Genomic DNA, 25,275 nt, shown 5'->3' with positions numbered 1-25,275 from the left:
CGAAGACCGCGCCGCAATGCTATTGACCGCTCATGCTATACGTTGAAATCGCGATCGTGGTCGTCCTCATCTGTGTGAACGGCCTTCTGTCGATGTCCGAACTCGCCATCGTCTCATCCAGGCCAGCCCGCCTCAAGACCATGATCGACCGTGGCGTCAACGGTGCCGGCCGCGCTCTGGAGCTTGGCTCCAATCCCGGCAAATTCCTGTCCTCGGTGCAGATCGGCATCACGCTGGTCGGCGTGCTGTCCGGCGCCTTTTCCGGCGCCACGCTCGGCGAACGTCTGGCACAATATCTGGCTTCGAACGGCATCCGCGAAAATCTCGCCGACCCGCTTGGCGTCGGCATCGTCGTTGCCATCATCACCTACTTCTCGCTGATCGTCGGCGAACTGGTGCCCAAGCAGATCGCGCTACGCGACCCCGAACGGGTCGCGGCAAGGGCAGCCCCTGCGATGACCATTCTCGCGACCATCTCGGCCCCGCTGGTCTTCCTGCTGGATATTTCCGGCCGCGCCATCCTGTGGCTGCTTGGCCAGCGCGGTGAAAGCGAGGAGAAGGTCACCGATGAGGAAATCAAGATGCTGGTCGCCGAGGCCGAGCATCACGGCACCATAGAATCCGACGAGCGGCGCATGATCGCCGGCGTCATGCGGCTTGGCGACCGTGCGGTTCGTGCGGTGATGACGCCGCGCACCGAGGTCGACTGGATCAACCTTCAGTCCGACGAGGCGGCCATCAGGAAACTGCTGATGGAGACGCAGCACTCGCGCTTGCCGGCCGGCGACGGCGGCGTCGACGTCATGGTTGGCGTGGTACAGACGCGCGACGTGCTGGCGGCTCTGCTCGCCGGCCGGGCGCTTGACCCGCGCAAGCATGTCCGCGCCGCTCCGATCGTCTATGATCAGGCCGACGCGCTGGATGTTCTGTCCAAGCTGAAGGAATCGGATGTGCCGATGGCGCTGGTGCATGACGAATACGGCCATTTCGAAGGCATCGTCACGCCCGCCGACATTCTCGAAGCCATCACTGGCGTCTTCCGCGCCGATACCGACGCCGGCGACGAGGAAAACGCGGTCCAGCGCGAGGACGGCTCATGGCTGCTCGCCGGCTACATGCAGGCCGACGAGATGGCTGATGTGCTCGGCATCGACCTGCCGGAAAACCGCGACTACGAGACCGTTGCCGGTTATGTTCTGGCGCACATGCATCATCTGCCGGCGACCGGCGAATGCGTCGACGCGCAAGGCTGGCGCTTCGAAGTGGTGGACCTCGACGGCCGCCGCATCGACAAGCTCATCGCCACTCGCCTGCCCGGTGGCCATCGCGAACCGGGGCGCTGAGCGATCCGTCACGCTCGGCTGAAATAGCCCCAGAGCTCGCGCACTAAATTAGGTTTGCGATTGTGCTTTCGATTCCGGGCCACTTTGCCCCAGGCGTGGCTCTGTCCCAGCCAGCAACCGCTGAATGTTGGCACGATGGCGCACAATCACGTAAATGCCGCCGGCAATCACCAGCACCCGATAGGGCAACGGTTGCTCCAAGCCAGCAATGAGGGCGATCGCGGTCAACGCCGCAAGCATCGAACTGAGGGAAACAATCCGAACGACAGCCAGCACAACGCCAAAAGCCGTCGCGGCACCCAAGCCTACTGGCCACGATATCGCCAACAACACGCCCAGCCCAGTCGCTGCGGATTTTCCGCCTGCGAAATTCAACCAAATCGAACGGCTATGCCCCAGCAACACGGCAAGCCCTGCCAGGCAAACAGCCCTAGGCACCCAGGTTTGTGGATCAAGCGCTGTCGGTGGCGTGACGGACGGCAATGTAAGAGCCAAGGATAAAACCAGCGGGCAAGGACGATCGCCGCCACACCTTTCGACACATCCACCAGGAGCACCGCCAACGCGGGCCATTTCCCCAAGGTTCGCAAAACATTTGTCGCCCCAACGGATTTGGAGCCATGCTCTCGCAGATCAATGCGCCTGAGCAGTTTCCCAGCCAGATAGCCCGTGGGCATCGAACCCAGGAGATAGGCGATCACCAATCCAGCCACGCTCGCGATCCAGAAAGCCATGGGATTCACCTCGGCGACCAATTTCAGGCAATCATCATTTGGTCGTCTACGTTTTTGACCGCCAAGGCTCAAGATCCGACGTTCGATATTCAAGAAGCGAAGGTCGCGTCCAGGCACATATGTCTGCTCGGTATCATTTCCCGTCCAGCCGGCGGGCAAGTCGCACGCCTGGTCCTCCCCCTGGTCCCGGGAACGAAATCAATTCCTGCGCCTACCCATGCGCTGATGATCCATCGCAGCCGTGTTGGGACGGCCGCCTTGGTGATCGGCGGCTCGATCATCCGCGCCTCGCGCCTTTGCGAACCCGAACAGTCAGCAGTATCGTGCCCTCGGCGGCGATGAGGACGATGGCGGCCCAAAAGCCGACTTGAACCGGATCGCTGCCGCTGCCGCGCAACGCGTAGCCAAGGCAGAGGAACGGCCCATTCCACATGAAACAGCCGAGCAATGTTGCCGTCAAAAAAATTCTGAGCTGAAGCTTTAAAATACCGGCTGGCAGCGCCAGATAAATCCGGATCGCGGGAATGATCTGACCGGAAAGCGTCACCCAGAAATGGTTGCGTTGATACGCATTTGTCAACCGGTCATACAAGGCCGGTCTCAGAAGCACATATTTCCCATAGTGGGCGATTGCCGAGCGTGCCTTCTGTGGCCCGAGCCACCAGCCGATTGCATACCAGCCAAGCCCGCCAACAACGGATCCGAGTGTCGTGGCGACAATGGTCAGGACGAGGGTCGGGATATCTGGAACAGTCAATCCCAAGAGCATCAGCAGCACATAGGACGGGAAGAGAGGGACGAACTTTTCGGCAATGGCGAGACAGCCAACACCGACAAATCCGAAGCTCAGCAATAAAGAGACAATGCTGGACGGTTCCATGGCGAACTCAGGAACGGGCGTGGCGTCTGGATATCCGGTAGACGGACGCTGGCGGTAAGTTCCATATTGTCCGGCCAATGTGCGCCGCATGAAGGCCGAGCTGGTCGAGAACCGACGCTGGAACCGGACAGCGCGGACCGTAGGTGATTTGGTAAAAGGCTCCATCAGACCGCAGATATTTGAAAGCCCCGCCCAGGATGGCAGCGACCTGATGCGGGGGCATGCTGCGAAAGCCCAATCCGCTGACGACTGAACCAACAGGGGCATTTTCGAACAGGCTCAGATCGCCAATCCGCGCTGCATCCATTCTCAGGACACGCGCTTGCGGGAAGCGCTTTCTCAAGAGCTGGACGAAATCCGCGCTGAATTCCACGAGCGTGAGATTGTTCTCAGAGACACCGCGATCGAGAATGGAATAGGTAAAGGATCCAGTGCCTGGTCCCAGTTCAATGACAGGGCCTGTTTGGGCGTTGATCTCTTGCGTCATCAACGCTGCAACCCTGGCACCCGATGGGGTTACGGCCGCTATACGGCGCGGGTTGCGGATCCATGCGAGAAAAAAAGGCAGGATGTCAACTATCGGCATGTCGGCCATCCGAAGGTTGAAGTGTAAGCCCAAGTCATGATTCGTGGATCGGCCGCAAAGCCGATGGCGGTTGAGGTCATTGTTCTTTCCCTATTCAGATGACAATCCGGGGTATTTCACGCACGGATTGAGGGAACCTGTCATGAACGAGAAAAAACAGAATCGACTTGACGAGCCCAGAGGCGCATTGCTGACAATGCGCCATGTCCTGGAAGGCAAACCTTCTCGGCCATGATCCGTGATCGGATGGACGACAATCGATCAACCACGACGCCTACGGTATCCGTCTTGGTCAAGGCATCTGAGGCACCAGCACCACTTTGCCCGTTGAACGGCGCTCCTCCAGCAGCCGGTGGGCTTCGCCGGCCTGCTCGAGCGGGAAGCGGCTGCCCCTGGGCACCACAAGCGCACCGCTTGCCGCGAGCTGGAACAGCGAAGACAGGCTGGCGTTGATTGCACCGGGCGAAAGCAGCGGCAACAGCGCGAAGCCGCGCAGGGACTGGTTGCGGCCGATCATCGCCTCGAGATCCGACGCGCCGATCGCATAGCGGCCAAGCGCTGCGAACACCAGTTCGCCGCCTGGCGCCAGAGCCTGCAAGGAAGCAGCTGTCAGCAATCCGCCAACAGTGTCGTAGACGATGTCGACGCCGGCGCCACCGGTCGCCTCCTTCACCTGCGCCATCCAATCTGGCTCGCTGTAATCGATGGCCGCGTCAGCGCCGAGCGACAAGGCAAGATCGAGCTTGGCTGTGCCGCCCGCCACGGCGATGATGCGGCTCGCACCATCACGTCTGGCCAGTTGCACCAGCAATGAGCCGACGCCGCCAGCGGCGGCACTGACCAGCACGGATTTGCCTCGGGGCGGGCTTTGCCGTGACAGATGAAAAGCGGTCAGCCCTTGCACCAGGAGCGCGTTCGCATCTTCGAACGACAGCGCGTCCGGCAACGGCACGGCCAGGCTGGCGTCGATCGTCACATAGTCGGCGTAGCCGCCGTAGGGACGCTTTGACATGAACAGCGGCGCGGCGACACGGGTTCCAAGCAGCCCCTTGTCCACACCTTGGCCAACGGCTTCGACAACGCCCGCCGCCTCAACTCCGGGCACCATCGGCAATTGCGGCGTCACCGCGTAGCGGTCACCCCGCATCAGCACTTCGAAGAAATTGATGCCGACGGCATGGACGCGGACCAGCACTTCGCCGGCCTGCGGCTGCGGCGTTGGCAGGTCGACCACCTCCAGGACATCTGGACCGCCGAAACGGCTGAATTGAACGGCTCTCATGGCAAACTCCGATGGCTATGGTTTCATCGGCGGTTTGCCACTATCTGCGTGACCTCGACCACACACTCTTTTGTCCCCTGCTGACCAGGAGGTGACCATGACCAGACCAACGAAAAGACTGCCGCTGCTGCCGGCGGAACGGGCGCTCAAGGTGATTTCGGGGCGCTGGAAGGCGGTCATCCTCTACCATCTCTTCGATGGTCCCCGGCGGCTGAACGCGCTGAAGGCGATGATGCCCGGCATCACCCAGAAAGTGCTGATCCAGCAGTTGCGCGAGATGGAGGAACACGGCCTCGTCAGCCGCGAGATCTTTGCCGAGATACCGGCACGCGTCGAATATTCGGCCACACCACTCGGCCTCAGCCTTGAGCCCATCTTGCTCGCGCTTTGCCAGTGGGGCCAGCACCACGCCGATGAGCTGGACGAGACGCATCGCCTTGCCGACTGCATCATTCGGCCAAGGCAGTCACGGGATGCACACAGCAGCCCCGCGATGTAAAAAAGAAGGCGGCGCAAGCGCCGCCCCGTCTCCTTGGGAGGATTATGTCGAAGCGGTTCAGGCCGCCTTGACTTCCTCGGCCAGGATGTCGGCCTGACGCGCGGTCTTGAGCGCCTTGGCCCACCAGGCAACGTCGTTCACCAGCGCGGCTGCTGCCTGGTTCAGATGTTCGAAATCCTCGAGTTTCTTTTCGCCCTGACGCACGGCGAGGAAATCGGCCCAGGCGATATGGACGGCGGACTTGACCGGCGCCATCTGCAACTCGACGGCATGCATGCGCAGTTGCTCGACGGCACGCGCGCCACCGACGCTGCCATAGCCGACAAAGCCGGCCGGCTTCTTGTTCCACTCATTGGCGGCATAATCGATGGCGTTCTTCAGCACGGCGGTCGGGCCATGATTGTATTCGGCGGCGGTGAAGATGAAGCCGTCATATTCGGCGACCTTCTTTTGCCAGCGCAACGCCACTTCGTTGGTTGACGGCACCCACGCGGACGATGCAACCTCGTCAAAGAAGGGCAGCGGGAAGTCGCGCAGATCGACGACTTCGACGTTGATGTCGGCATGCGACTTTGCGATCTTGGCGATCCACTGGGTCGGAACGTCGGCGAAGCGGGCGGCGCGCGTCGAACCGACGATGATGGCGATTTTGGGCTTGGACATGGGGCTCTCCTGGTAGGAAGTACTGGTATCGTTTGGATACCGGCGCTATATGAGATACTGTCAACGTGACGCGCAAGGAGGCACCTTTTTGATACCGAGGCACCCACACCGCACCGAAGACTGCCGCGCCGTCTCGGAAATCCTGCAGCGCGTCGGCGACAAATGGACCGTTCTGGTGGTCGGCAAGCTTGGCGACGGACCACTGCGCTTCAATGAATTGCGCGCGGCTGTCGGCGGCATTTCGCAGAAGATGCTGACCACCACCTTGCGTGGGCTGGAGCGCGACGGTTTCGTCACCCGCACCGTTTTTCCGACCATTCCGCCGCGCGTCGATTATGAGCTGACCGAACTCGGCCACGAGTTGCTCGTGCCAGTTGGCGCGCTCGGCGAATGGGCCCGCATCAACACCGTGCGGGTTCAGGCGGCACGGGTAAAGTTCGACGACATGCATGTCTGAACCCCTTGCGATGCAAGGAGTTTGAGCACGGCTCGGCGCCATGTCCGGAGACCGTCCCAACTCCACGCCCCGGCCGGCGATTGTGATCGGATCAGTCTAGTCAGGTCACCCTGGCCGAAGCTGATCGGTACGCTATCCAGATCGCAGTGTCCTAGCTCCCGACCGTTGCTGAAGCCGCTCTGCCGGCGCTACGAGCCTTCGCCGTTCAGCGGCTCCGTTTCCTGGTCCGCCGGACTGCTGATGATGCGGTTTGCGTTGGCACAACACCCCCCGGCTTCACCCTGCTCGATCCCGATATAGGCACCGGCCGCCAGCAGGCAGAGCACCTCGACGAGCGCAACCGCCAGTGCGCCGTTCAGCAATCGTTGACGCATTGTCTCCCTTTGGGATCCGGCCACCAGCCCAGCCGAAAACATTGGAATTCGCATCTCCCGCGCGGATGACGCGAATGCCAGGAGCAGTCGTCGCAGTGCCGCGAATAAGCGCTCAGCTTTCCGCTGGAACCGCCTTCGGCTTGCCCTCGCCGTCCAAGGCGACCATGACGAAATCGGCGTGCGTGACCTTCTCCATCAGGTCGGAGAGATAACGCTGCGCCCAGGCCTCGACCTTCAGCACCATCGAGGTGCGGCCGACGCGGTCTACGTGGGTGTAAATGCACAGCGTGTCGCCGATCTTCATCGGCTTGGCGAAGGACATCTCCTTCACCGCCGCCGTCACCACACGGCCCTTGGCGCGCTCGGCGGCGCGGATGCCGCAGGCCAGATCCATCTGCGCCATCACCCAGCCACCAAAAATGTCGCCGGCGGCATTGGCGTCCGAAGGCATGGCGAGCGTGCGCAGCGTCAGATCGCCAAGCGGCCGTCCTTCAGCATAGTGCACCATGGGAAATCCTTCGCGATCGATTGGCTTCGATCCCGTACCGTCATGGCGCGAGCGCGTCAACGAACTCGGAGCGGGCTGGACTGAAATGTCGGTTCCTTGATGGCGTTTCCAAAACGCGCGCTGTCCCGGTCGCTTTTTTCACAACGCATGCCGGAACGCCCGGCGACTTCTGGACACCGCCGCGTCTAGGCTGGTGCCAGATTTCCGGAGCCGCTTGTTTCCATCATGCAGACCTATGACTTCATCATTGTCGGCTCCGGCTCGGCCGGCTCGGTCCTCGCCGACAAACTGTCGGCTTCCGGCCGTTTCTCGGTTCTGGCTCTCGAGGCCGGCGGTACCGACCGGCGCTTCTACGTGCAGATGCCGCTCGGCTACGGCAAGACCTTCTTCGACCCCAAGGTAAACTGGAACTACAAGCCCGAGCCCGACCCCGGCCTTGGCGGCAATGTCGATCACTGGCCACGTGGCAAGCTGCTCGGCGGTTCGAGCTCGATCAACGCCATGGTCTGGATCAGGGGCGCGCGCGAGGATTTCGACGACTGGCGCGACGCCGGCAATCCCGGCTGGGGTTTTGACGATCTGCTGCCCGCCTTCAAGGCACTCGAGGACAACGAGGCCGGCGCCGATACATGGCGCGGCACCGGCGGCCCGCTGCACATCAGCGACACCACCAACGCCGTCCACCCGCTGACGAAACGCTATCTCGCCGCCGGCCAGCAGGCCGGCCTGCCGCTCAATCCCGACTTCAATGGCGCGGCCCAGGAAGGCGTTGGCATCTACCAGATCTCGACCAAAAACGGCCGCCGCATGTCGGCCGCACGCGCCTTCCTGCGCCCGGCGATGAAGCGCGGCAACGTCCGCGTCGAGACCAATGCGCTGGCAAGCCGCATCCTGTTCGATGGCAAGCGCGCCGTCGGCATCGAATATCTGCAGAACGGTGAAACGAAAACCGCCCGCGCCGGCCGCGAGGTGATCCTGTCCGCCGGTTCGATCAACTCGCCGCAACTCTTGCAGCTCTCCGGCATCGGCCCCTCAGCACTGCTCGGCGGCCTGGGCATCCCGGTTGTCCACGCCAATGAAAATGTCGGCGCCAACCTGCAGGACCATGTCGGCATCAACTACACGTTCAAGGGCAAGGTCCCGACGCTGAACCAGATCCTGCGGCCCTGGTGGGGCAAGCTTCTGGTTGGCATGCAGTACATCCTTACACGCTCCGGTCCGCTGTCGCTGTCGATGAACCACGGCGGCGGCTTCTTCCGCACCGACCCAACGGCCACGCGGCCCAACATGCAGCTCTATTTCCAGGCTTTCTCGACCGTCATTCCGAAGAGCGGCGAGCGCCCGATCCTGACGCCTGATCCATGGCCTGGCTTCTCGATCGGCCTGTCCAACTGCCGCCCGTCGAGCCGTGGCGAGATCATGATCCGCTCGAAGAACCCGCTGGATTATCCCAAGATCGTCGCCAATGCCTATTCGACCAATGCCGATGTCGAGGAGATGCTGGCGGCGGTAAAATTCGTGCGCAAGATTGCCTCGATGCCTGCGATGGCGGAAATCATCGCGGAAGAAGTCTTGCCCGGTCCGTCGATCCAATCCGATGCCGACCTGGTGCAGGATTTCCGCAAGCGCTCGGGCACCGTCTATCACCCGGTCTCGACCTGCCGCATGGGGCCGGATCCCCAGCGCGCCGTGGTCGACCCGCGCCTCAAGGTGCATGGCCTCGAAGGCCTGCGTGTCATCGACGCCTCGATTTTCCCGGACAACATCACCGGCAACACCAACGCCGCCTCGGTCATGACCGGATGGAAGGGCGCCGAACTGGTTCTGGAGGACCATCAATGAAGATCACCGACGTCAAGACCTGGGTTGTCGGCAACCCGCCGCCCGGCATCGGCGGCAAGTATTTCATCTTCGTCAAGCTCACCACCGATGGCGGCGTGGTCGGCTATGGCGAGGCCTATAACGCCACCTTCTCGGCCCATGTCACCGCCAGGATGGTCGAGGACATGGCCGAGCGCTACCTTGTCGGCCGCGATCCGCACGACATCGAGACCTTCTTCCGCCGCGCTTATTCCTCCGGCTTCACGCAGCGTCCTGACGTGTCCGGCATGGGTTGTTTCTCGGCACTCGAAATGGCCTGCTGGGACATTATCGGCAAGGAGGCCAACAAGCCGGTCTACAAACTGCTTGGCGGCCAGGTGCACGAAACGCTGCGCTCCTACACCTATCTCTATCCGCATACCGGCAGTGTTCATTCCGAGGACGCGCCGGATGGCAAGAACGTCTACAACGACCCCGATCTGGCGGCGGCCTGCGCGCTCGAATATGTCGAGCAGGGTTTCAATGCCGTGAAGCTCGACCCGGCTGGTCCCTATACGGCTTTCGACGGCCACCAGCCGCGCCTCGTCGACATCGATGTCTCCACCCGCATGATCAAGGCGATCCGCGAAGCGGTCGGCACCCGCGCCGACATCCTGTTCGGCACGCATGGCCAGTTCACCGCGTCGGGCGCGCTGCGCATGGCCCGCGCTATCGAGCCTTATGATCCCTTGTGGTTCGAGGAGCCGGTGCCGCCTGATATGCCCGAAGTGATGGCGCAGGTGGCGCGCGGCACATCGATCCCGATCGCCACCGGCGAGCGGCTGACGACCAAGTTCGAGTTCGCCCGTGTCATCGAGAACCGCGCCGCGACCATCCTTCAGCCCGATCTCGGCCGCTCCGGCGGTATTCTCGAAACCAAGAAGATCGCGGCGATGGCCGAGGCCTATCACATCCAGATCGCGCCGCATTGCTATTGCGGACCGATTGTCGGCGCCGCCAACATCCAGCTCGCCGTGACGCTGCCCAACTTCCTCATCCTGGAATCGCTGAAGCAGTGGGACGGCTTCCACGCCACGCTGCTGAAGAAGAAGATCGAATGGCAGGACGGCAATGTCATTCCCTCGAAGGAGCCCGGCCTCGGCGTAGAACTCAACGAGGCGGTCTGCGATGCCCATCCCTACACCGGCAAGGACCTGCATCTGCAGATGATGCAGACGCCGTTGATGCCGTGAGCGAGAGCTACGCCTTCATCGGCCTCGGCCATCTTGGCGGCAACCTTGCCGCCAGCCTGATCCGCAACGGCTTCGCGGTCACCGTCTTCGATCGTGACCCGGCCGCTGTCGAGCGCCTCGTCGCGCTCGGCGCGGCAGCCGCGAACAGCCCCGCCGAGGCCGCCGCCCGCGCCGGCAATGCCATCACCTGCCTGCCCTCGCCCAAGATCAGCGAAGCGGTGCTGGCCGGCCCGGGCGGATTGCTGAAAGGCCTGCCCAACGGTGGCACCTGGATCGAGATGTCGACCAACGGCCGGGACGAGATCATGCGTCTCGCAGCGCTCGCTTCGGCAAAGAGCATCGACACATTGGAATGCCCTGTTACCGGCGGCGTGCATTTGGCCGCGGCCGGCAAGATCACCGCACTGGTTGGTGGCGATGCATCACTCTACCAACGTCATCGCCCGGCCATCGAAGCGATGTGCGCGAAGTCGTTCCTGATGGGTCCGATCGGCTCGGCGGCGGTGATCAAGGTCATCACCAACATGCTCGCCTTCATCCATCTCGTCGCCGCCGGCGAAGCCCTGATGCTGGCCAGGCAAGGCGGGCTCGACCTCGGCCAGTCCTACCACGCCATCGTTGCCTCCTCCGGCAACAGCTTCGTCCATGAGACCGAGAGCCAGCTGGTGCTGAACGGCTCCTACGATATCGGCTTCACCATGGACCTGGCGCTGAAGGATCTTGGCTTTGCGCTGGCCATGGGCGAAAAATCCGGCGTGCCGCTCGACCTGGCATCGCGCGTCAACGCGATTTTCGAGCAAGGCAAGGCGGCCTATGGCGGCGGCGCCTGGTCGACACAGATCGTCAAATTGCTTGAGGATGCGGTCGGCACCGACCTGCGCGCATCGGGTTTTCCGGCCAAGCTGGAGCTTTGATAAAAAACCAAAATCAAAGCAATTTCATCGGCCTGGTTGATTAGCCGGATTCGGTTTCGGAACCACTTGAATCAACTAGGCAACGACTTGATTCAATATCTGAGCGTCAGTGCGCCCGGCAGGATTTCAAAGGTCGCCGGGATACGCCCCGGCGATTCGCCGTCGATATCGACCAGCGCGCCGTTCTTTTCCACATCTCCGAGCGGTTCGACAACCACTTTCTTTCCGCGCAGGATGGTGATTGCCGGATGGTTGCGATGCCGCCCGCCATAGAGCAGGCGGATGTCCCAGATCAGCTTGAGCTTGCCCGCCGCGCGCAGGATGACGATGTCGAACTGCCCGTCCGTCAGCTCCGCGTCCGGCGCGATCATCATGCCGCCGCCGAAGAACCTTCCATTGGCCACCGCCACGAGCGCCATGCGCGCTTCAACAGGGGCGCCATCGTCGACAGTGATGCTGACGTCTTGGAACCGATAACGGATGAACTCCACGACGGTGCGCCACAGGAACAGCGCCTTCGCCGACATCTTGCCCTTGCGCTTGTCGGCATTGACAGCGCGGTCGGTGGCGCCTGACAGGCCGAGGCTGGCGATGTTGATGAAATGCCGGCTGGCCAGCGCGCCATGGTCGTCGATGTAGCAGATGCGCCCGGCATCGACCTTGCGCCCTTTGGCATCCGCGATCCGCTTCAGCACCGCGTCCACGTCGCGCGGCAGGCCGAGCCCACGCGCGAAGTCGATGCCGGTGCCGCATGGCAGGAGACCAAGCTCGGTTGCCCGCCCGCTCTCCATGGCGGCCTGTAGCAACCCGTCGGCCACCTCGCTGGCAGTACCGTCACCGCCCGCCGCGATCACCAGGTCGTAGCCGCTCGCGGCCAGGTCGAGCGCCAGCCTTTCCGCATCACCTTCGGCCTGCGTCTCGCGCAGTTCGAATTCGCCGAAATGCTTTTTCAGCGAGACGGCAACCTCCGCCCATTGCCGTTTCAGCCGGCCGCCACCCGCTATCGGATTGAGAACCACCCCGACTTTCAACTGTAGCCTCCCCCAGGAAACTCGAAGCCAGACGCGGCTTTCAAATCCTTTGCCGGCATTGAAGCCCGCGCCGCCCAGCGGAGCAAGGCGGAATATCGGGCGACGGCACCTGGCCCCAGAAATGGCCAGATTGGCCATCGATCGGGAATCTACGTCGCCGCCACGATCCGTCCCCGATAATCCCGCTATCCACAGGCCTGCCGCAGTTTCGCTAACCCCTTACCCAGCGTAGGTTTAACCCATCTCAGGCGGCTACCGATCGCCAAGCCGAAAGGCGAAGTGAAAGGCGGATTTCCTGAGGCCCGTACGGCCCCGATCGAGAGCAGGCTTGCCTGTTCAAGAGAGGAAGCCGAGACCTACGGGGCCGCGGAAAGCGTGCCAACGCCAACGGCGGACCGATGCTGCCATGAAGGACGGCAAAAACCTTCGATGGTGCGCAGGGCAAAGCCCGCAAGGGCCAGGACCGGCGTGGTCTGGAACGGACGAGGCCTTCGGGCAGCGGCTGGCAGGACCGTCAAAATCAAGGCCGGCATGGCGCGACGACTTTACGGAAGTTGCTGCCGCGACCGTGTCCTGATCTGACAGGGAGGCGCTGGGAGAAATCCCGGCGCCGACTGTCTTTATGCCCCCCGCGGTTCTTTCCCGGCAAAGTTGCGGGCGCCGCTTCACCGCGCGATAAAATCGGTTAGTATCGCCTTGTCAGAGTCCATTTGCGATGGGCTCCAAGACTGTTTCGAAACTCGCTTCGTCAGATGGCCGCCGGAGTAGAGTTTCCAAACAGTCTGCTTGAAGGGGGATACTTCATGACCTTGATCCAGAAGCTTGCCGTCGCCTATGCCTTCCTGTTCTTCGGCGTTGTCGCCATCGGCTACATACCGGCTTTCAACGATGCCAACGGCAATCTGTTCGGCCTGTTCTCGCTGCAATGGTATGACGACCTGCTGCACGCCTTCTCAGGCGTCTGGGCGCTGGCCGCCGCCTTCATCTCGCACCGGCAGGCGGTGTTCTATTTCAAGCTGTTCGGCTCGGTCTACCTGTTCGACGGTGTGCTTGGCCTGATCACCGGTTCCGGCTGCCTCGACGCCGGCATCTTCATCAACGGCTTCCGCTCCTTCAACGACATCGAGTTTCCAGCCCGCTTCTTCGCCAACCTGCCGCACATCGTCATCGGCGGCTTCGCCGTCTATGTCGGCTTCCGGCTGTCGAAGCGCATCTACGACCACTTCGCCACGGCCTGACCGGCCATGTTCCTGTTCCGCTGGCTAAGGCGCATCATCAAGACGATCCTCTGGCTGGTCGTCATCGTCATTCTGATCCCGATCGCAGGGCTCACCTATGGCTTCCTGACGACGCCGTCACTGGACACAGCGTCCTTGCCCGGCATTGCCGAAGGCGCTCCGCCAAAGGCGCTTGCCGACAAGGTCCGCGCGGAAATCCCCGGCTACCAGCGGCCGGAGGAATCGACCTTTCTGACCTATCCCGAATGGGCGATCGTATACGCCGCGCGCGAATATGCCGGCTTCGTCGACAGGAGCCAGCCGAGCGGCTTCCCCTACTTCGCCTATATCGGCCGCTTCTGGCAGGACTACGCGACGGTGATCCGCGCCAGTTCCACATACAAGTTCAATTTCGAAAACCATCAGATGCTGGTCATCATCGGCACCAGTCACACGATCGAGCACGCCCTGCAATGGGCCTATGAGAACACCGCCGGCCGCATCACCGAGGCAATTGCCGGCAAGCGGACCGCGGCCGACATCTACCAGGCCAAGGTGGCCGCCGACTATGCCGCCTTCCTCGATCAGGTCCCCTGGTATCAGTTCCCCTATGCCGAGAAGCGCGCCGAGTTGTTCGCCGTGCAGCCGGCGCCAGGCGACAGCACGGTGCGCAGCGGCGAACGCAAGCTTGCCTTCGGCCTCGCCGACACCATCAAGCAAGCCTATGCCGACCTGATAAAGCAGGCGCTTGCCGCGACCTCGGACCCGGCTTTCCCAGACATTCATGTCTGGGCCAAGGGACCGGTCGGCGAAGCCGCCCGCAACGAAGCCGACACCTTGCTCGAACGCGATCTTGGCGCGGACGGCACCATCTTCGTCACCAAGCGCTATCAGGTGTTCACCGAAATGATCCCGCGCCTGATCGACAAGGGCGTCTCCTTCGTCGAAATCGGCGGCAATGACGAAATCATGGTGACCGTTCTGTCGCCCGATCCGGTCACCACGCCGGACGGTGCCCGAGCACTGTTCAGCTATCCGCTGCCGGCCAAGCCGGAGATGCGCCGAACCGGGCTGACTATCGCCGTACGCAAGCTGCATCTCGTACTGCCGGCGCTGATGAAGGCCGGCGCGAAGCTCGAACACGTCTACGATTACTGAGGCGGTGACTGCCCTACGTGGAGCACAGGCGCGTCAATACACCGACCAGGCGCCGGCGCTGACGATGCCGCAAGTGTCGATCCAGTCGGCGGCGTCGCGCGCGTCAATCGCGAAGCTGGAAACGCTGTCGGCGCCGACCATGACGGTCGCCCATTCGGAAAACTGGTTCGTCAGCCCCCAGGCACCGGAATCACTTGGCCAGGTGGTGCCGGCAGGGGAATAGAGCTCGATGAGCGGCGAATAGCAGTAGTCGACGCTGTTCAGGCCAAGCTGCATCGCGATACAAAGCGACCGCACGCCGAACCGGTAGCTTGAGCGGCTCGCACCGACATCGACGATATCGCCTTGTGCGACGCTGCCGCCCAGTTTCAGGCCTGTGGCGGTCGCGGCCACGGACATCTCGACCAGCGCAAGATCAAGGCTGTTGATCGCACAGGTTGGGGACCCGCGCCGCGGATTGGGATGGCACACGCTGCCGCTTGCCATGGATACCTGGGTCGTCGAAGCCTTGACGTCCCCACATTTCCTTCCCGTGACATCGGTTACCACACCGCCACTGGCGACATGCGAGCACGTCAGGCCGTACACGGTGCCGCGATGATCGGCGATGAAGCCGCCGATCGTGCCGCTTTTACCACCCGATAGAATAAGGTCGCCGCTCGCGAACTGCAGCTTCATCGCGCCACGGCGCTGGACGGTCACGAAAAGCGGGCTGTCATTGGCAAGACGACGCACAATCTCGGCCTGGGACAGATCATATGCGTCCTGACGGACATGCAATTCGATGTGAAAGGGGTCTCGCGGTTTCTCACGTCCGATCAGATGTTCGCTGATTCTGTCGTCCTGGAACCGATCCTGCATGGCATCCCAATCCAGATCGGGCTGGTTTCGGCCAGGCATCATGAACGGATTGGCGAACTCCGGGCCAATCCACATGTCCTCGAAAAGCAGCGGATAGCCAATGGCATGCGACAGAAAATCCGAATACCGAGCGAATGCCCGGTAGCCGTCATAGTCCAGAAGCAGCCACGGCATGACGCGCACCGTAACCGCTTGCGCACTGGGCAATGCCATGAACTTCGAGAGCAAGTCGTCCAGGGCTTCCAACTCACGCGCCCGCGCTCCGATTTCCCTGATATCAATCATTGCCCACCTGCCCCTCGGACTATTTCTTCCCGTGTCCGGGCGGCTTCTTTTTGGACATGCCCGCCAGGAAGCCCGGACGTATGGCGCCACTGATCACGGTGAAGGTTGCCAGCATCACGCTCGCCAATGCGCCATCGTGCCAGGGCCGGAACGCCAGGGCGTCCACCGCATAAGCCCAGAACGGAAAGGCCAGCATCGACATGACGATGTTCGTGCCTGGAGCTTCCGCCTTGTCATCGGAATCACTCATTGATTTCAGATAGATCGGCGTCATCAGCAGCGCGATGATCAGCACGGTCCATGACACGGTCCAGACGCTGATGCCCGCCATGGTCACACCCATGATTGCCGCCTTCACGGCAGCGGGGATGTCCGCTGAATTTCCCGCCAATGCCGCAGCCACGGGTTTCTCAGTCGCGTTGTCGAGGATCGAGTTGACGAAGATGAAAAAGGCCACGATTTCGGCAGGCACATATTTGGCCACCCGGTCGAGATACCCGTCGCCGGCTTTCGACTTGCCGCCGCTCTTTCCCCCTCCGCTACTTCCACCTCCGCCGTCCAGGGCGGCTTTGCCGGCATGAAGACTGCCTTTGCCAATCTCCCCTTCCTGCCTGAAATACCCTTGTTCATCCTGATCGTCATCCGATGCGGACCGAACAATTCTTCCCATGTGAGCCCCCCGGCATCCATATGGTTACATGGGCTTCATCCTAGGAGAAAAGTTCAACGGAGAATAGTTGCCAGGAGATACTTGGCGATGTTTATTTTTGCTGCGGCTGCACCAAGACATAGCCGCGCTTTTGCTGAAGCTGAATCAACGTCTTACTCGAGGCGCCTGGGCAGGCCAGCCATGGCAAAATCGCTTGGTCACGCTCATTTCACAATCGCGGCCAAATCCCGCCTTGTTCGCGCGCGATGGGTTGCCTTGATATGCCGGGGGGCATCTCGAAGGGACAAGACCGTGATCAAGACCGCCCTTGTCGCCATGACCATTGTTGGCTGCGACTGCGACGCGAAGCTTTGCGAATATATCGGCGAGACGCCGGCCAAATGGTCGACAATCGCCGATTGCGAAGCCGCTATGAAAAGCCAGATGCTGCACGAGCGCGGTTTCAACTATCCGCTGATCTCGGGCATCTGCCGCCCCGCCCATTCGGCGTCGTCCTCGAAGCTTGCAGCCATCGCATCGGGACCGGAGTTGAAGCCCGCCAGCCGGATTGTCGAGACCACCGATCCGCTGCCGCCGGAACTCAGTCATCGGCCTAGTGTTTCTGTTGGCGCGCAGACAACGGCCGTGGAAGCGGCCGCGGCCCGGCCCGTCGCCTACGAAGCCGTGGTCGGCGGCGGAACCGGTGTGCTCTATCGCACCAAGAATGGCTACGCCGTGGTCAAGACCGACCTTGGCCGCGCCGCATTGGCGACGGTCAGCATAGCCCGGCGGTCGGCGAACTGGCTGGCGTCGAAAATACCGGACGGGCTGTAGCAGCCCGTCGTCAGAGCTTGATCTTCAGGCTCTCCCAGAACCTGTCGATCAGCGAGGCCTCGGCCGGTGCGTTTTCGCGGTCGAGCCGGGTGACCAGGATGATCCCCTGGTCGGTCGTGCCATAGCTAACCACTTCAAAATCGGCGCTGTCGGTGCGCGATTTCACCGTGGCGCGAAGGCCGCTCATCTCCTTGCCGTCGGCAAGTTTCCGCGTCGTCGGCTCCTGCGTCAGCTTCGCACCCGCCTGTACGGATTCCTTTGTCATTTCCTGCAGCATCAGCTGGTTGAGCGACACCGGATTCATCTTGCCGTATTCCTGGACGACGACGATCGTCCCCAGTGCCGATGCCATCAGATACTGGGTGATATGATCGCCGAGAGCGGTCTTGGTCACAGAAATGTCGCTCGGATGCACAAAGGAGAAATTCTCGCCGGAAAAGGTGGCGAAGTCATTCTTGTCGAGTGTCACCTTGCTCTGCTTGCCGCCAGGCAAGGTCACATCGAGGCTCTCGCCCGGATTGATGTCCACCGCCACGCCGTCGATCGTCAGCTTGAAGGCCTTGAGGTCTTCCGATTGGCCTGAACCAGCGCCCAGCATGATGAACGCGAGTGCCGCCGCCGTTGATCTGATCCGCATGACTTCTCCTGTCGTCTCTTACGCAACCCCGCTCAACGCCTTGATGGCACGGTAAAACGTCGAGGAAAACAGTTCCGTCGGGTCATATTGCCGTTTAACGGCCAGGAAGGCCGGCAGTTCCGGATAGGAGGCCAGCAACTCCTTGGCCGTGTAATGCAACTGGTAGGGCAGGAAAAACCGCCCGCCATGCTTGATCGTCACGTCGATCAACGCCCGTGTCAGCGCCCGCATCCTGGCACTGCCGTCAGCATCGGTCGGCTGGTTGATGTAGAGCACCAGCGAATAGGCCGGCTCCGGCGCGTAGGTCAGAGCGACATCCTCCTTGTGGACAATGCGCACCGAGGCGTTGAGAACCGGCAGGTCCTGGTTGCGCAGGATTTTACGCGCTTCCGTGATGAACCCGACATAGGCGGCGCGCGGGATGAAATACTCGTGCAGAATGTCGGTCTCATCCATCAGGTCGTTGAACAGATAGGGCACGGAATCATGCATCGGGTTGTTGCGTGTGACGAGACAGGCCTCGCCCTCGGCCATGGCTGACGTGCGCGGCACCGTGCAGTTCTCGAATTTCGGCTCCAGCGTCTTTTCGGTGAACCACTTCAATTCCTGGAACAGGCTGCCCCATTTCGCCAGGTTGATGATCACACGCTTCAGCCCCACCCCATCAGGCTCGCCAATCGCCGGCTGGCCGGCCGGCGGCTGGTCGGCAACCTTGTCGTAGCGGTAGACGATCATGTCCTCGAGGAAATTGCCCGGCGCCGTCGACAGATGGCCGTAGAACAGGCCGATATCCTTGTTCGGCTCCAGCACCTCGGCGAAGAACTTTGGAAAATCATCGGATTTGATGATCTCCCTCGATGTCCGGTAGACGGTGTTGTCGACGATATCGAGCGTCGCTTCCAGCACCACCCCGAACAGGCCGTAACCGCCGACGACATGGCGGAACAGGTCGTTGTTTTCGGTGGGCGAGCAGGTCGTTACCGAACCATCGGCCAGCATTACCCGCATCAAGCGGATCGAGCCGGCGACCGAGCCGGCCTGGTGGTCCATGCCATGCGCGTTGACCGACAGCGAGCCGCCGACCGAAAAGATGTCGGTCGACTGCATGGCCTTCACCGCGAAACGCGGATGCAAAAGGTTCTGGATATCGTGCCAGCGCGCGCCGGGCTGCACGGTCATGGTTCGGGCGGCGGCGTCGACCGTGACCTTGTTGAATTTCCTGAGGTCGAGCACCAATGCGTTGTCGTCAAACGCGTGCCCGCCCATGGAGTGGCGGATAGCGGCCAGCGACACTTTCAGGCCGTTGGCACGGGCGAAGGCCAGCGCCTTGGCGATATGGTCTTCCTCGCTCACCTCGACCACGCCATAGACCGGCGTCCTCGACAGGCCACTGGCATCGTTGAGGTCGCCGCCCTTGGCAGACCATGCCAGCGACGGGTCATAGGCCGGCGCATTGGCGAGCGGCTTCAGCGGCAGGGCGATACCGTCGATATCGGCGATGCGTCCGGCATTCTTCGGCCCTGACGGCCCGCGCGCCAGCCGCGCCACGGTGTTTCCGCCCCACAGCACCGCGCCGCCAACCACCGCCGCGCCCAGCAGCAGCCGCCGCGACAGGCGAAATGCCTTTTGCTCTTCCACCATGACCGCACCCCCGCTTCATCAGGGATAACGCGGCCTTTGGGCAAAAACCATAGTGGCACTATCGGGCGGCTTGCCGTTAAATCCAGTTCGCCGGGTCCGATCATCGAAATCAAAGAAAATGGCCGACCCAGAAGGGCCGGCCAAGTGTGGAACAGGGTCTGAAAAACGCCGTCAGCGGGACCGCTGACGAATTGCGCTATGTCTACGAAGCCTTCTTGATCGACGTCACGATGCCGGTCTTGTCATCGACGGTAACCGCCACCTTGGCGCCGACCTTCAATTTCCCGATCGCCGCTTCAGGCGACAGCTGGTAAATCTTGCCATCGTCGAGTGTGATCGACTTGGTCGTCGGGTCGACGGCCTGGATGGTGCCCTGAACGCTCGCGGCATAGGCGGTGCCCAGGAAGGCGAGCAGAGCGGCGGTGGTTGCAAGGGTTTTCTTCATCGGTAGGTACTCCGTTTCGGTTCGCCGGGGTCGCCGCTGTCTGAGCGACAACCGCCGACGGCCTGAAACTGGAACGGAAGGCAGGCCGTTCGCAAATCACGTTGAGTGACTTTTAGCAAACATAATCAGTGGCTTAATTCCGACACATTGTCATCGGCTCACGCAGCATCGGTCGTTAGGCCATCCGGATGTGACAGTGCTTTACCCAACAAATGAGTCGGTTAGCGGGCCGCTACGGCCGGCTTGTGACCATCTCAAGTCCGCCGTATTTGCCGGCCGGTGGCATCACGAAACGGCTCGCGAAAATCCCGGCGGACACATTTTGTTTCATGCCCCCTGCCCTGGGTCAGGCCTCGTCCTTCGCGCCGATCTTGCGCACCAGAGCCGCCGTCGCCAGGATCGCGCCCATGTCGGCGATCATCGGCGCGACATGGGTCTTGTAGTCGAGCGGCACCGAGATGGCAGGCAGTTCGAAAAGATTCCGGGTTTCGGGCAGCAGCAGAAAGCCGTCGCTGCCGTTGAGCGCGATACGCGCCGGATCGTCCGGCCAGGTTTCGCCCAGCCATTTCAGTGCCTGCGCCAGCCGGCCGGTCACCAATGGCCGCGCGGCCTCGATATTGTCGGAGCGGAACTCGTAGATGGCATCGAGCTCAGGAACGCCGGAGGACATTTCCTGCATCTTGGCTGCGAACATGCCGCGGAAGAAGCCGACGATCCCATCGGCCCGCCGCGCCGCCACCAGTATCCCGGGGAATGGCTCGATCGTCTCGAAGGCAACGACCACGCCCTTGAACGTCGTCGCCTTGTTCTTGGTCGCGCCCCCGTCCCACAGATCGGCTTCGTAGAGTTCGAACGGGAACCCTTCATAGCGCCCGGATATGATGTCGTCGAAGCGGCTCATGGTGAAGCCGCCAACTGTCTCGCGCGGCAACCGGTCGAAGGAATGCGGCGTCACGTCGTGCTGGTAGCGCATGTCGCCAATGAAGCCGAAGATGATCGGCACCAGCGTTTCGCGGAACGACTGCTGAAGCCGCGTCGCCGGCCTGATTGCCCTGAAGTAAAGCAGGATCGCCGCGACGAAGCCGATGACATAGAGAAACACATGTGGCGTCGAGAACCACTGTTCGTTGGGATCGGCCACCTTGTTGAACAGCCAGGCGATGAGCGCGACGATTACCAGCACCAGTCCGACGAACAGCGGCACGCGCCAGCGCACTTGCCAGACGGCAGAGGCCCTTGCGGCTTCATAGGCGTCGAGGTCCTTTCGGATCTTGGCGACGTCGGCCTCGCTCGGCATGAAATTTTCCATCGGCCACCCCACCGCCAGTGTTGCCGCATGATAGCCGCTTTTGTCAGAGCCGCCAGCCGGGGCTACCCCTTCTCCCCTTGTGGGCTCAGCCAAAAATCGCTGTCAGCCGCTTCAGAACCCTCGGCCTCATCGCCCCCTCCAGCCCTTCCACCGGCACCAGACGCTCGTGATCACCGGTGCGCAGGCGCATGAAAGGATGCATCCGGTAGGATGCGACTTTCCCGCGCGTCCCGGCGTCCGCGCTGACCTCGACCGTCAGGATGGCGCCGATGCGGCCGGGCCATGGTTGCCGCGCAAATGCGGTGCCTAGGAAATCGCCAAGGCCATAGGCAACAAGCGCCTCGCCGATCCTTTCCACGGGCTGTACGACATGCGCGTGGTGCCCGGCGATCAACCCAACGCCATGTCCGGCCAGCCGCCTGGCCAGTGCTCGGGTCTCGGCACGCGGAAAATGCCTGAACTCCCAATCCCAATGCGGCACGGCACAGAGAAGATCGACGCCGCTGGCGGCATCCCGCGGCCATCGCGCCGGGTCGCTCTCCATCGACACACGCGTGGCGAACACAGCTTCGTCGGCATTGCGCCAAAGCGTGAAGGCGGCCAGGCCAAGCATCAGCGGCCCGACGGCGACATGCTCTACCGGGCCATTCCCTGTAGTGCCGATGGTGCGGATCCCAAGCCGTTGCAGCGCCGCGACCGTTGCCTCAAAGCCAGCGAAGCCTTGATCAAGCACATGATTGTTGGCCAGCGACAGCACCAGTTTTTCCGGTGCGATGCCGACCGCTGCCAGTGCGTCGCCGAGAAAACGCTCCGTCATCGCGTGATGCGTGCCGAGCTTGGTTCCCAGCACCGCGCTTGGTTTTTCCACGATCGGGCTTTCGCAATTGCCAATCACCAGATCGGCGGCCCCAAGCAGTACCGCGATCGCCGGATCGCACGCCGGCGCGCGGCGATTGGCCACCGCCGAGATATCGCCGATGAAGGCAAGCCTTACCGTCTGGCCTGGCTGCGGTTCCATCACCCTCCCGGCCATTGGCGCGAAACCACTGGCATCGCCCAGGACCGACGGCTTCAGGAACCGCGGCAGCCATGACAGTTTGTAGGAGAGCGGATAGTTCGACACGCGATGCCCAGATTGTTTGCCCTATGTAGACCGTCCGTCGGGCCGGTTGAAGCATGTCCGCCAACAATCAGGGGGTTTGAAACGTGCTCGCCCAATCATTTGCCACCAGACATTCACCGCGCCGCCGCGACTGTGCCATTGAGCCGCCACGGTCGGCGCATTAGCATGGCCTGGGTCTTTGAATCTTTCGGGCGCGAAGATGGGGATGGCGGACCGGCATCGCGGCACCACGGACGCGGCTTTTTTGCTGGCGCTGTGCCTTGCCGTGTTTTTCCATGCATCGTCAGCTTGGGCTGAGGATGCCAGGCCGATGCGTGGCGTGGCGCTGGTCATCGGGGAATCCCGCTACGAACACCTCACCGCCCTGCCCAACCCGGCCAATGACGCCCGCGCCGTCGACCGTTTGCTCGGCGAGCTTGGCTTTGATGTCACCTCGGTCACCGATGGCGACAAGGCCAAGCTCGACCGCAGCTTGCAGCGCTTCGCCGAGGATGCCGCCGGCGCCGACGTGGCGCTGCTCTATTATTCGGGCCACGGCATCGAGGCCGGTGGCGAGAACTACCTGGTGCCGGTCAGCGCCGCTCCATCGTCGCTTGCCGATGCCGGCAAGAACCTCGTCGCGCTATCAGGCCTGTTGGCCGAACTAAAGGCCAAGGTTCCGGTCGCCATCGTGCTGCTTGATGCCTGCCGCACCAATCCGTTTCCAGCAGGCGCGAGCATCACTACCGCGTCCGGTCCGGCGCCCGTTGCCGCCGCCGGGCTCGGCGTGACACGAGGTGCCGTCCCGCTTGCCGATACACCCGATGCGCCGCAGAGCCTGGGAGAAGTGATCGGGTTCGCCGCCGAACCCGGTCATGCCGCGCTCGACGGCGACGCCGGCGGCAACAGCCCCTATGCCGCGGCCCTGCTGAAGCACCTCGCGGCCGGAGGCTTTGCCTTCGGCGACGTGATGACGATGGTTGCGGAGGAAGTCTACGTGCAGACCGGCGGCCGCCAGCGCCCTTGGACCAATGCCAGCCTGCGCCGTCTGCTCTACTTCGGCCTGACACCGGAACAGGCGACTGGTGACGATGCGGAGATACGCGGCGAGCATCGCAAGCTCCTGCTGACCATTGCCACCACCCCCGCCGACACGCGCCGGATCGTCGAGGCCGCAGCCAACTCCGGCGCCGTGCCGCTCGGCACGCTGTATGGGCTGCTTGGAGCCTTGGGCAAGGACGTGCCTGGCGATCCTCGCGAACTGGACCGGCTGCTGCGCGGCCAGACCGAACATCTCAAGGCCATCATTGCCGAGCGGCAAGCGCTGACGAGCACCGACGTGGACATCGTGCGCTTGTCGAACCTCGCCGAAAAGGCACTCGCCGATGGTGCGGTGACGACGGCGATCAAATTCCAGCAACAGGCGAAGATGCGCGTCGCGCAACTCTCAAAGACGGTCGACAAGGCGGAAGCCGACATCAAGGCGAGACGGATTGAATTCGCCGAGGTCTACAGCCGCAGCGGCGACACCTATTTTCTTGCCTTCCAGCAGATGAAGGCCGCCGACGACTACGGCAAGGCGTTCGAACAGGTCAGGCGATACGATACGGGCCTCGCCTGGCACTACAAGTTGGCGCAAGCCAATGCCATCCGCGCTTTCGGCACGTTTCGCGGTGACAACAAGGCACTGCAAGCCGCGATGCGCACATTTGGCGAAGCCGCCAAGCTGCTTCCGCAGGACCGGATGACGCCGCAAATGGTCATGACCCAGAACGACTACGGCCTGGCGCTGTATATGTATGGAACACGCCAGAGCGGCTCGGCGTCACTGGAGCAGGCCGTGGCCATTTTCTCCAGCATCGTCTCCAGCGGCATCCGGCAGACCGATCCTTCGCTGTGGACGGAGGCTCAATCGAATCTCGGCACCGCGCTTGTACTGCTTGGCACCCGCAAGAGCGGACCGGAACAATACCAGCAGGCGGCACTTGCCTTCGCCGCGGCCCGACAGGCGATTACGCGGCAGGACCAACCACTCAAATGGGCCTTGGCGCGCAAGGGAGAAGCCGACGCCATCGCCTGGATCGGCTTGCGTGGCAACAATCCTGACCAGCTGCGAGAAGCCGTCGATGCCTATCAGGATGCGCTGACGACGCTGACGCGCGATCTTGATCCTCTCTCCTGGGCCGCGACGCAGGACGCGCTGGGTAGCGCGCTGTGGGCCATCGGCGACAGGCTTGACGGCAGCGAGATGCTGCAACGTGCCGTCGACGCCTATAATGCGGCGCTCACCGAGAACACGCGCGAACGCGTGCCGCTGCTCTGGGCAACGGAACAGAGCAACCTTGGCAACGCCTTGTCCTCGCTCGGCCAGCGCGAAACCGGCACGGCGACGCTCGAGCGGGCGGCGGATGCCTATCACAACGCGCTGGAAGAATGGACGCGCGAACGCGAGCCGTTCAGCTGGGCGACCGCGCATAACAACCTGGCGCGCAACCTCGTGCTCACCGGTGAGCGGACGGGCAATGCGGCGACTGTCGAGGCTGGCCTTGCGTCCTATCGCGAAGCGCTGAAGGAATGGACGCGCCAGACCGCGCCGCTGCAATGGGCGTCCCTGCAGGGCGGCGTCGGGGCAGCCCTGCTCATTCTTGGGCGCGACAAGGCAGACGCCGGCATCCTGCGCGACGCACAGGATGCCATGCAGCAGGCCTGGACCTTTTACCAGAAGGCCGGCTATCCGCGGTATGACGGGTTTTTCAGGGACCGCATGGCCGAGATCGACAAGGCGATGACGGCATTGAAGTGACAGCGCGTTG

The 25,275-nt window shown here is 62.4% G+C and carries 24 protein-coding genes and 1 pseudogene; 10 read left to right on the top strand and 15 right to left on the bottom strand.

The window, feature by feature from the left end; all coding sequences use genetic code 11:
• Nucleotides 1-32 precede the first annotated feature (32 nt).
• Nucleotides 33-1,343 carry a hemolysin family protein gene (locus GA829_RS12265; RefSeq protein WP_195178758.1) on the top strand — a complete coding sequence of 437 codons (1,311 nt, stop codon included), beginning with the start codon at nucleotides 33-35 and terminating at the stop codon, nucleotides 1,341-1,343.
• Between the two features lie 48 nt (nucleotides 1,344-1,391).
• Here the strand turns inward: GA829_RS12265 and plsY are convergent.
• From plsY to GA829_RS12245, 4 genes and pseudogenes are all read right to left on the bottom strand, one after another.
• A pseudogene (plsY, locus tag GA829_RS12260) lies at nucleotides 1,392-2,077 on the bottom strand (glycerol-3-phosphate 1-O-acyltransferase PlsY).
• 277 nt (nucleotides 2,078-2,354) lie between these two features.
• On the bottom strand, nucleotides 2,355-2,957 hold the full coding sequence (locus tag GA829_RS12255) for a DedA family protein (RefSeq protein ID WP_195178757.1): 603 nt from the start codon (nucleotides 2,955-2,957) through the stop codon (nucleotides 2,355-2,357).
• Nucleotides 2,958-2,964: 7 nt separating this feature from the next.
• Nucleotides 2,965-3,543, bottom strand: coding sequence for a class I SAM-dependent methyltransferase (locus tag GA829_RS12250; RefSeq protein ID WP_195178756.1), 579 nt, complete (start codon nucleotides 3,541-3,543; stop codon nucleotides 2,965-2,967).
• A gap of 292 nt (nucleotides 3,544-3,835) precedes the next feature.
• Nucleotides 3,836-4,825, bottom strand: coding sequence for a quinone oxidoreductase family protein (locus GA829_RS12245; RefSeq protein WP_195178755.1), 990 nt, complete (start codon nucleotides 4,823-4,825; stop codon nucleotides 3,836-3,838).
• A gap of 97 nt (nucleotides 4,826-4,922) precedes the next feature.
• Between GA829_RS12245 and GA829_RS12240 the strand changes: the two genes are divergently transcribed.
• Nucleotides 4,923-5,324 (top strand): winged helix-turn-helix transcriptional regulator, encoded by a 402-nt coding sequence (locus tag GA829_RS12240; RefSeq protein WP_195178754.1) that lies wholly within the window; start codon nucleotides 4,923-4,925, stop codon nucleotides 5,322-5,324.
• Between the two features lie 57 nt (nucleotides 5,325-5,381).
• Here the strand turns inward: GA829_RS12240 and GA829_RS12235 are convergent, their stop codons facing one another.
• Nucleotides 5,382-5,987, bottom strand: coding sequence for an NADPH-dependent FMN reductase (locus tag GA829_RS12235; RefSeq protein ID WP_195178753.1), 606 nt, complete (start codon nucleotides 5,985-5,987; stop codon nucleotides 5,382-5,384).
• Between the two features lie 88 nt (nucleotides 5,988-6,075).
• Here GA829_RS12235 and GA829_RS12230 point away from each other — a divergent pair, with 88 nt between their 5' ends.
• Nucleotides 6,076-6,444 (top strand): winged helix-turn-helix transcriptional regulator, encoded by a 369-nt coding sequence (locus tag GA829_RS12230; protein ID WP_195178752.1) that lies wholly within the window; start codon nucleotides 6,076-6,078, stop codon nucleotides 6,442-6,444.
• A gap of 188 nt (nucleotides 6,445-6,632) precedes the next feature.
• Here GA829_RS12230 and GA829_RS12225 read toward each other — a convergent pair whose 3' ends face one another.
• Both GA829_RS12225 and GA829_RS12220 read right to left on the bottom strand, forming a co-directional pair.
• The gene (locus tag GA829_RS12225) at nucleotides 6,633-6,806 is read right to left on the bottom strand and encodes a hypothetical protein (RefSeq protein WP_195178751.1); all 174 of its coding nucleotides are present in this window, start codon (nucleotides 6,804-6,806) and stop codon (nucleotides 6,633-6,635) included.
• A gap of 124 nt (nucleotides 6,807-6,930) precedes the next feature.
• The gene (locus tag GA829_RS12220; RefSeq protein ID WP_195178750.1) at nucleotides 6,931-7,326 is read right to left on the bottom strand and encodes an acyl-CoA thioesterase; all 396 of its coding nucleotides are present in this window, start codon (nucleotides 7,324-7,326) and stop codon (nucleotides 6,931-6,933) included.
• A gap of 225 nt (nucleotides 7,327-7,551) precedes the next feature.
• On the opposite strand from GA829_RS12220, the gene GA829_RS12215 reads away from it, so the two are divergent.
• From GA829_RS12215 to GA829_RS12205, 3 genes are read left to right on the top strand one after another with little or no spacing between them, the layout of a single operon-like run.
• The gene (locus GA829_RS12215) at nucleotides 7,552-9,168 is read left to right on the top strand and encodes a GMC family oxidoreductase (RefSeq protein WP_195178749.1); all 1,617 of its coding nucleotides are present in this window, start codon (nucleotides 7,552-7,554) and stop codon (nucleotides 9,166-9,168) included.
• A complete protein-coding gene (locus tag GA829_RS12210; protein ID WP_195178748.1) occupies nucleotides 9,165-10,379 on the top strand; it encodes a mandelate racemase/muconate lactonizing enzyme family protein in 1,215 nt (404 codons plus the stop codon). The genes GA829_RS12215 and GA829_RS12210 overlap by 4 nt, the downstream gene beginning before the upstream one ends.
• Nucleotides 10,376-11,293: an NAD(P)-dependent oxidoreductase gene (locus tag GA829_RS12205; RefSeq protein WP_195178747.1), complete on the top strand. Its 918-nt coding sequence runs from the start codon at nucleotides 10,376-10,378 to the stop codon at nucleotides 11,291-11,293. Before GA829_RS12210 ends, GA829_RS12205 begins: the two co-directional genes overlap by 4 nt.
• 92 nt (nucleotides 11,294-11,385) lie before the next feature.
• Here the strand turns inward: GA829_RS12205 and GA829_RS12200 are convergent, their stop codons facing one another.
• Nucleotides 11,386-12,324, bottom strand: coding sequence for a diacylglycerol/lipid kinase family protein (locus GA829_RS12200; RefSeq protein WP_195178746.1), 939 nt, complete (start codon nucleotides 12,322-12,324; stop codon nucleotides 11,386-11,388).
• Nucleotides 12,325-13,127: 803 nt separating this feature from the next.
• Between GA829_RS12200 and GA829_RS12195 the strand changes: the two genes are divergently transcribed.
• Nucleotides 13,128-13,562, top strand: coding sequence for a hypothetical protein (locus GA829_RS12195; protein WP_195178745.1), 435 nt, complete (start codon nucleotides 13,128-13,130; stop codon nucleotides 13,560-13,562).
• A gap of 6 nt (nucleotides 13,563-13,568) precedes the next feature.
• Entirely contained in the window at nucleotides 13,569-14,699 is a 1,131-nt protein-coding gene (locus GA829_RS12190; protein WP_195178744.1) for a hypothetical protein, read from the top strand.
• 33 nt (nucleotides 14,700-14,732) lie between these two features.
• Here GA829_RS12190 and GA829_RS12185 read toward each other — a convergent pair whose 3' ends face one another.
• Together GA829_RS12185 and GA829_RS12180 are read right to left on the bottom strand one after the other, a co-directional pair.
• Nucleotides 14,733-15,845 (bottom strand): hypothetical protein, encoded by a 1,113-nt coding sequence (locus tag GA829_RS12185; protein WP_195178743.1) that lies wholly within the window; start codon nucleotides 15,843-15,845, stop codon nucleotides 14,733-14,735.
• A 19-nt stretch (nucleotides 15,846-15,864) separates the two neighbouring features.
• On the bottom strand, nucleotides 15,865-16,515 hold the full coding sequence (locus GA829_RS12180) for a hypothetical protein (protein ID WP_195178742.1): 651 nt from the start codon (nucleotides 16,513-16,515) through the stop codon (nucleotides 15,865-15,867).
• Nucleotides 16,516-16,806: 291 nt separating this feature from the next.
• Between GA829_RS12180 and GA829_RS12175 the strand changes: the two genes are divergently transcribed.
• The gene (locus GA829_RS12175) at nucleotides 16,807-17,328 is read left to right on the top strand and encodes a hypothetical protein (protein ID WP_195178741.1); all 522 of its coding nucleotides are present in this window, start codon (nucleotides 16,807-16,809) and stop codon (nucleotides 17,326-17,328) included.
• 10 nt (nucleotides 17,329-17,338) lie between these two features.
• Here the strand turns inward: GA829_RS12175 and GA829_RS12170 are convergent, their stop codons facing one another.
• From GA829_RS12170 to GA829_RS12150, 5 genes are all read right to left on the bottom strand, one after another.
• Nucleotides 17,339-17,965, bottom strand: a complete 627-nt coding sequence (locus GA829_RS12170) for a hypothetical protein (protein WP_195178740.1) — start codon at nucleotides 17,963-17,965, stop codon at nucleotides 17,339-17,341.
• Nucleotides 17,966-17,983: 18 nt separating this feature from the next.
• On the bottom strand, nucleotides 17,984-19,606 hold the full coding sequence (locus GA829_RS12165; RefSeq protein ID WP_195178739.1) for an FAD-binding oxidoreductase: 1,623 nt from the start codon (nucleotides 19,604-19,606) through the stop codon (nucleotides 17,984-17,986).
• A gap of 202 nt (nucleotides 19,607-19,808) precedes the next feature.
• On the bottom strand, nucleotides 19,809-20,051 hold the full coding sequence (locus GA829_RS12160; protein WP_195178738.1) for a DUF1344 domain-containing protein: 243 nt from the start codon (nucleotides 20,049-20,051) through the stop codon (nucleotides 19,809-19,811).
• A 346-nt stretch (nucleotides 20,052-20,397) separates the two neighbouring features.
• The gene (locus GA829_RS12155) at nucleotides 20,398-21,348 is read right to left on the bottom strand and encodes a hypothetical protein (protein ID WP_374940398.1); all 951 of its coding nucleotides are present in this window, start codon (nucleotides 21,346-21,348) and stop codon (nucleotides 20,398-20,400) included.
• Nucleotides 21,349-21,445: 97 nt separating this feature from the next.
• Nucleotides 21,446-22,483: a CapA family protein gene (locus GA829_RS12150; RefSeq protein WP_195178736.1), complete on the bottom strand. Its 1,038-nt coding sequence runs from the start codon at nucleotides 22,481-22,483 to the stop codon at nucleotides 21,446-21,448.
• 205 nt (nucleotides 22,484-22,688) lie between these two features.
• On the opposite strand from GA829_RS12150, the gene GA829_RS12145 reads away from it, so the two are divergent.
• Nucleotides 22,689-25,265 (top strand): caspase family protein, encoded by a 2,577-nt coding sequence (locus tag GA829_RS12145; RefSeq protein WP_195178735.1) that lies wholly within the window; start codon nucleotides 22,689-22,691, stop codon nucleotides 25,263-25,265.
• Nucleotides 25,266-25,275: the final 10 nt, after the last annotated feature.

The sequence above is a fragment of the Mesorhizobium sp. INR15 genome, from assembly GCF_015500075.1.
GTDB lineage: Bacteria > Pseudomonadota > Alphaproteobacteria > Rhizobiales > Rhizobiaceae > Mesorhizobium.
This window is presented reverse-complemented; position numbering and strand designations above follow the sequence as displayed.

Bases quoted from the DNA above. Each gene is read 5' to 3' on its own strand.
- GA829_RS12265 (WP_195178758.1), top strand. From the start codon at position 33: ATGCTATACGTTGAAATCGCGATCGTGGTCGTCCTCATCTGTGTGAAC.
- GA829_RS12255 (WP_195178757.1), bottom strand. From the start codon at position 2,957: ATGGAACCGTCCAGCATTGTCTCTTTATTGCTGAGCTTCGGATTTGTC.
- GA829_RS12250 (WP_195178756.1), bottom strand. From the start codon at position 3,543: ATGCCGATAGTTGACATCCTGCCTTTTTTTCTCGCATGGATCCGCAAC.
- GA829_RS12245 (WP_195178755.1), bottom strand. From the start codon at position 4,825: ATGAGAGCCGTTCAATTCAGCCGTTTCGGCGGTCCAGATGTCCTGGAG.
- GA829_RS12240 (WP_195178754.1), top strand. From the start codon at position 4,923: ATGACCAGACCAACGAAAAGACTGCCGCTGCTGCCGGCGGAACGGGCG.
- GA829_RS12235 (WP_195178753.1), bottom strand. From the start codon at position 5,987: ATGTCCAAGCCCAAAATCGCCATCATCGTCGGTTCGACGCGCGCCGCC.
- GA829_RS12220 (WP_195178750.1), bottom strand. From the start codon at position 7,326: ATGGTGCACTATGCTGAAGGACGGCCGCTTGGCGATCTGACGCTGCGC.
- GA829_RS12215 (WP_195178749.1), top strand. From the start codon at position 7,552: ATGCAGACCTATGACTTCATCATTGTCGGCTCCGGCTCGGCCGGCTCG.
- GA829_RS12210 (WP_195178748.1), top strand. From the start codon at position 9,165: ATGAAGATCACCGACGTCAAGACCTGGGTTGTCGGCAACCCGCCGCCC.
- GA829_RS12195 (WP_195178745.1), top strand. From the start codon at position 13,128: ATGACCTTGATCCAGAAGCTTGCCGTCGCCTATGCCTTCCTGTTCTTC.
- GA829_RS12190 (WP_195178744.1), top strand. From the start codon at position 13,569: ATGTTCCTGTTCCGCTGGCTAAGGCGCATCATCAAGACGATCCTCTGG.
- GA829_RS12185 (WP_195178743.1), bottom strand. From the start codon at position 15,845: ATGATTGATATCAGGGAAATCGGAGCGCGGGCGCGTGAGTTGGAAGCC.
- GA829_RS12180 (WP_195178742.1), bottom strand. From the start codon at position 16,515: ATGGGAAGAATTGTTCGGTCCGCATCGGATGACGATCAGGATGAACAA.
- GA829_RS12170 (WP_195178740.1), bottom strand. From the start codon at position 17,965: ATGCGGATCAGATCAACGGCGGCGGCACTCGCGTTCATCATGCTGGGC.
- GA829_RS12165 (WP_195178739.1), bottom strand. From the start codon at position 19,606: ATGGTGGAAGAGCAAAAGGCATTTCGCCTGTCGCGGCGGCTGCTGCTG.
- GA829_RS12160 (WP_195178738.1), bottom strand. From the start codon at position 20,051: ATGAAGAAAACCCTTGCAACCACCGCCGCTCTGCTCGCCTTCCTGGGC.
- GA829_RS12155 (WP_374940398.1), bottom strand. From the start codon at position 21,348: ATGCCGAGCGAGGCCGACGTCGCCAAGATCCGAAAGGACCTCGACGCC.
- GA829_RS12145 (WP_195178735.1), top strand. From the start codon at position 22,689: ATGGCGGACCGGCATCGCGGCACCACGGACGCGGCTTTTTTGCTGGCG.